The sequence below is a fragment of the Prevotella sp. SGI.167 genome (assembly GCF_050313615.1).
In the GTDB taxonomy this organism is placed as follows: domain Bacteria; phylum Bacteroidota; class Bacteroidia; order Bacteroidales; family Bacteroidaceae; genus Prevotella.
In genome coordinates this window covers 1-5,676 of record NZ_JBNPLT010000061.1, presented here as the reverse complement: position 1 = coordinate 5,676, position 5,676 = coordinate 1, and the positions used below count along the sequence as shown (strand labels likewise).

The window sequence follows — 5,676 nt, the reverse complement described above, 5'->3', positions numbered from 1 at the left end:
ATTAATACATTCGTATAAAAAACTTGCAGAGTATGTACGCTATACATGGTATGATATTAATTACATTGACCCAATGGGAAATGTTTGGCATAATCGCTTGGATGCAAATCACAAGTTGTATGTAGATAAAAGTGGATGTTATGCAAATCAAGTGATGTATCTACGAAGAGATGATGATAACTCTGGTATTCTTTATTCTTGTGATACTCCTTGGAACGATAAAATGCAGACAGTTTGGGATGTATATATGAAAATTCGTGATTGTAGTTTGTTTGAGGCAAGACAGCTTTCTTTCATGGTGTTTCGAGATAAGATTCTTGCTCAACATTCTAAAGAAATAAAAGAGTTAGAGGTTTCCAAAAAGTTCTTGGAACAAGAGGTGGCTGCGTACAAAGGTATGTTGGATGATATAAAGTCATTATTGGAAAATCATGAAACAACTAAACGATAACGCCATTCTTTGCAATGGCAAGTACAAAATAGAGCGAGTGCTCGGTCAAGGTGGTTTCGGAATCACCTATTTGGCTAAGCAGAAGGTTTCTGTAGCTGGCGCTTTGGGCACGATTGATGCAGAAATCGAAGTGACAATCAAGGAATTCTTTATGAAGGAACTCTGTAATCGTGATGAAGCATCATCAATGGTAACGGTTCCTTCTACAGGAAGTGCTGATTTGGTGGAGAAGTTTCGCCAAAAGTTTATCAAGGAAGCGAAGAATATCTCTAAGTTGACTCATCCTCATATTATTAAGGTGTTGGATGTGTTTGAGGAGAATGGTACCGCTTACTATGTCATGGAGTACATCGATGGTGGTTCTTTGTCGGATTTGATAGAGAAGAAAGGTTCTTTGTCGGAAGATGAAACCTTGAAATATACGAGACAGATAGCATCTGCCTTGCAGTATATCCATGCTCATAATATGAACCACTTGGATGTGAAGCCTGGCAATGTCTTGTTGCGACAGAATGGGGATGTGGTCTTGATAGACTTTGGTATGTCAAAAAACTATGATGTAGCTGGTGAACAGACTACGAGTAGTCCTGTTGGAGTGAGCGTAGGCTATGCACCTATTGAGCAATCTCGTGTGGGAGGATTGGGAATGTTCTCTCCTGAAACAGACATATATTCTTTGGGAGCTACTATGTTCAAGATGTTGACTGGTCAAACTCCTCCTGAAGCAACTGCTGTCTTTGATGAAGGCTTGCCGGAATTGCCGATGGGCAAAAGTGAGCAGACGAAGCGAGTTATTGAAAAGGCAATGCAACCAAGAAGAAAGGAACGCTATCATACGATAAAGGAATTCTTGGATGCGCTGAGTACGGAGAATGCTCAGGCAGTTCATGTAAAAAACGAGAAGGTTCAATCTGAAGAGACTCTATATATGTCAACTGCAATTAAAGAAGATTCTGAGCCACAAGAGGTTGAACGTGTGCAAGAAAAGGTGTCATCCAAACCGCTAGATGTTCCAAAACCCAAATTCTTGAAAGAAGAAGATAAAGAGGCTACGATGTATATTACCGATTACATGGTTCAAGAAAGTAATATCGATACTTCTGATGTTGTCGATCTTGGACTTAGTGTAAAATGGTGTGGTTGTAATCTGGGGGCTACGAAGCCAGAGGAATACGGCTTGTATTATAGATGGGGTGATGGTATGAATGGATATACTCTTGATGGAGGCTCAAGTATTATAGAAATATCAGGTACCCAATATGATGCAGCTTATAATCTTTCGGGTGGTAAATTGAGAATACCTACTCGAAAAGAATTTAAGGAGTTGATTGATCGCTGTCGATGGAGTTGGACTACTTATAATGGTGCGACTGGTTGCAAGATTACGGGTCCTTCTGGTAAGAGTATTTTTCTGCCTAGTGCGGGAAGAAAGAGTGGCTATGGCATCTATCGAAAAGATACATTTGGATATTATTGGAGTTCTAGTAGAGCTCATCACGTGAATGCCTATTATCTTTATTTTAATGAAGAAGATTCTGATTTAACGTATGAGCCAATTCAGACTTTGCGTTCAATAAGACCTGTTTGTATTTAGCAAGAATAGCGGGCAGGATTGTTATTTTATCATTCTGCTCGCTAATAATAATGAGTTTGTCATGAAACGAATTTTATCCATAATAGCCATGTTTTTGTTTAGCATTTTGTTTTTGCAAGCAAGAACCTATATCGTTTGTGTTGGCATCGCTGACTATCCCGACCGTCAGAACGACCTTCGGGTAAGTGCGAATGATGCCAAGACCATATCGGGTATCTTTACCAAGAATGGTAATGCTACGGTTGATTGTTTTGTCAATTCAGACGTTACGATCAAAAAGGTATGTACGGCAATGCGTAATACATTTGCCAAGGCTTCGCCATCTGATGCTATTATCCTATACTTTAGTGGTCATGGTGTGCCTGGTGGATTGGTGTGTTACGATGGATTTTTGTATTACTCTTCTGTATTGAGCATTATGAGACAGAGTAAAGCTCAGCAGAAAATGATATTCGTGGATGCTTGCTTTGCTGGGAAAATGAGAAATACGAATAAGAGGAGTACTAACTATTCTAAAGAGAATGTGATGTTCTTCCTTTCTTCTCGTTCAGCGGAGAAATCCTTAGAAACTCCGGGACAGACAGGTTTCAAGAATAGTCTGTTTACAGTGTTCTTGGAACGTGGCTTGCGAGGTGGTGCTGATACAAACAAGGATAGAGTTATCACGGCTAAGGAAATCTATAATTTCGTGCATCAAGGAGTAGTAGAAGCATCTGGGAATCGTCAGCATCCCGTAATGTGGGGTAAGTTTGATGGGAATATGCCAGTAATAAAATGGTGAATATCCTTTGATTGATTCAAAAAGAAATCCAAGTGGGAATCTTGGAACAATGGTGTTGTCAAGCATCCGTTTTGTCATTTGGTACCTCCAGCCCCCTATTTCATACATTTATCCCCTTGTTTTCTATGCCGTTTCAAATAAATTCATTACCTTTGTCCCTTGAAAACAACTAAAAGATAAAATGTAATGAAGAAAGAATTAAAATATACTTTGGTTTCCTTAGGCAGCCTGGTCGTTTTGGCTGGTGTTGGTTTGGGGATTATGTATGTGGTGTCGCCATATAAGGTGAAGCGGTGGTTAGGCATCGCTTCATTTGATGTTTAATGGCAGTGTATATATAAATGAAATAGTAATCAATAATGAATAAAATTATGGAAAAAGAATGGTTTAATGGTTTTGTAGCCAATGGCTTGCAATTTAGATTGGATGGTTATATGATAAACGATTTTGGCGTTACATATCATATTGGTGTAAAAAATATCTCTGGGCACCTAGTAGAGATAGAGGATCGTGTATATTTTCGATTTGATTATAAGAAAGTGCGTAAGAGAAATGAGTTCGGTCAATATTATCTCGAAATGGGAAATGTTATCCCTTATGCAGAAGTATGGGATTATGTACATTTGCTAGATATGCAAACACAGAAACTTGTGTTTGGAAGTAAAGCTCAATTGATGCCGGGCGAGGAGTATCTTGTCAAGATTCATTGGAATGGAGCCAAAGAGTTAAAGCTAGATGAATCGTATTTTACCGAATGTGCTAACGATATATTGTCGGCACATGATTTCAAGTATCTACAGTTGAGAATTAGCAATTTCGTAAATATGACTATCTGCCCTTCGGATGAGGAGAATGATTATTCTTGGTGTATTTCTCAAAAAGAAGTTTGTCAGAATTACGGGGTGTATGTTCCCGTATCTTCTACTTCCAAATAAGGTAAGGTTATTGCTCCCTATTCATTTGCGAACGGAACTGCTGTAGAATTAGATAAAACGTTAAAACGAGGATGAATGTTTTTAAATTAGGTGTCACTTTTGTGAAGTCTTTGAGTGCTTTATTCGTTCCCGGTAAATGCCCCAAACGAATTGATCATGAGAAAATTGTCGCTGGCGAAAGCTTAGCGTCCGATTCTACACCTTCCGACATTATCGGATATCTAAAGGCTCAGCAGCCACACTATGATCTCTCGCGTTTTCTGGATGCACAGGAGGTTGCCTATACCCAGGCTTTAAGTGAACTGAAAGGAGGTAGAAAACAAAGCCATTGGATATGGTATATCTTCCCGCAACAGAAGGGACTCGGACATAGTTACAATTCAAAATATTATGGCTTGGATGGCGAGGGTGAAGCCAGAGCCTATGTTGAACATGAAATTCTGGGTGATAGACTCCGTGAATGCTGTAAGGCGCTCTTGCTCCACAAGGATAAGGACATCAAATATATCATGGGAAGCGGAATTGACGTGCTGAAGCTCAAAACTTCTATGCGTCTCTTCAATAAAGTGAGTCCTGATGATGTGTTTAAGGAAGTATTGGATGCATTCTTTTTAAACCATTCAGAATAGTCTTAATAAGAGAACATCGGTTTCCCTTAATAATATGACCAGGACATCTGAAGTTGTAACAAATAAAGGAAATAGTAGTGACAATAATATAAAGGTGATATGATGAAGAAAGTATTTTTTGCAGCATTCGTGTTGCTTATCGTGATGGGATTTGCAGCTTGTTCTAATAAACAGGTTCCTGTAAGTACAGTCAATCTTCAGTTGCAGAATTCTGTTGACAGTTTGCTCAAACAGGGAATGGGAGAGTATGGCGCTACGGAAGGTATGGCAATTGTGGTGGAGACATCGACTGGTAATCTCAGGGCGATGGTAGGGTTGAAGGAGAATAATGGGAAACTTGTTTCAGATACCACCTTATTTTCCAAGGCTCGCGAAACATTTCTTTTCAGAAGTGCATCCCTGCTTGCTGCTCTTGAAACAGGAAATGTATCGCTGGACGATATGTTTGATACTTATGCCGGTATTGATGTTGTTGGGCAGGATACCATCTATGACCATAATTGGAGAAAGGGTGGATATGGGGAATTGACTCTTCTGCAAGGATTAGCATACAATTCCAGTATTGCCATTGACAAGGCTGTAGATGTAGCTTATCAAGATAAAGATGTCTTCTTGCAAAAGCTGGAGCAAATGGGATTAGAGAAGGATTCTACTTTCAAAGGTTCCTGGCCCTTGTATGCTTTGGGTTTCCACCATATAAAGCCAGTCAATTTTGTGAGCTTCTTCAATGCCATCGCCAATGGAGGTAAAATGGTTAGTCTGAAATCGCAGGATAGTTCTGCTATCGTGGTTGACTCTATGATTGCAGAAAAGAAGAATATCGAATCAATGAAGAAGGCTTTTAGGTTCTATGTTACAAATGGCTTGGGCAAGAAGGCAGAATCAAAAATGGTCAATGTGGCTGGTACCTCTGGAACTATCCATACGGATGATGGCATCTATGCTGACTTCTGTGGTTACTTCCCCGTAGAGAAACCGAAATACACGGTATTTGTCAGCTATAAAAGACCGGAGATTCCGGTTTCCGGAGGAGGTATGGCAGGACAAACATTTAGAAAGATTGCAGAACTGATAATGAAAACTTGTAAGTAGTCAAGAATTCTTTAAAGATGATTATGTTTCATCAAAAGACAAAGAGGGTGCGTCATGAACTTATGACTCACCCTCTTTTCTGATATTTCTTAAGATAATGCAAGGTATCATCTGTCTTTTTCTGTCTAGCATTAGAAATTCCTGCAGATTATAAAAAATCTAGAATCTGAGTAATCATGGCTAAGGAAATTCTC

At 39.3% G+C, this 5,676-nt stretch carries 7 protein-coding genes; all 7 read left to right on the top strand.

Annotated elements, in window-relative coordinates:
* On the top strand, positions 1-451 hold a 451-nt coding region (locus ACQRBJ_RS15580; RefSeq protein WP_445304173.1), incomplete at its 5' end, for a hypothetical protein.
* Positions 432-2,045: a protein kinase domain-containing protein gene (locus ACQRBJ_RS15575; RefSeq protein ID WP_445304172.1), complete on the top strand. Its 1,614-nt coding sequence runs from the start codon at positions 432-434 to the stop codon at positions 2,043-2,045. The genes ACQRBJ_RS15580 and ACQRBJ_RS15575, both read left to right, overlap by 20 nt.
* A 106-nt stretch (positions 2,046-2,151) precedes the next feature.
* Positions 2,152-2,826 (top strand): caspase family protein, encoded by a 675-nt coding sequence (locus ACQRBJ_RS15570; protein ID WP_445304171.1) that lies wholly within the window; start codon positions 2,152-2,154, stop codon positions 2,824-2,826.
* Between the two features lie 186 nt (positions 2,827-3,012).
* On the top strand, positions 3,013-3,150 hold the full coding sequence (locus tag ACQRBJ_RS15565; protein ID WP_445304170.1) for a hypothetical protein: 138 nt from the start codon (positions 3,013-3,015) through the stop codon (positions 3,148-3,150).
* A 47-nt stretch (positions 3,151-3,197) separates the two neighbouring features.
* Positions 3,198-3,761, top strand: a complete 564-nt coding sequence (locus ACQRBJ_RS15560) for a hypothetical protein (protein WP_445304169.1) — start codon at positions 3,198-3,200, stop codon at positions 3,759-3,761.
* Positions 3,762-3,832: 71 nt separating this feature from the next.
* Complete coding sequence (locus ACQRBJ_RS15555) at positions 3,833-4,390, top strand: DUF1810 domain-containing protein (protein WP_445304168.1); 558 nt, start codon at positions 3,833-3,835, stop codon at positions 4,388-4,390.
* A 99-nt stretch (positions 4,391-4,489) separates the two neighbouring features.
* Positions 4,490-5,482, top strand: a complete 993-nt coding sequence (locus ACQRBJ_RS15550) for a penicillin-binding transpeptidase domain-containing protein (RefSeq protein WP_298530967.1) — start codon at positions 4,490-4,492, stop codon at positions 5,480-5,482.
* Positions 5,483-5,676 lie beyond the last annotated feature (194 nt).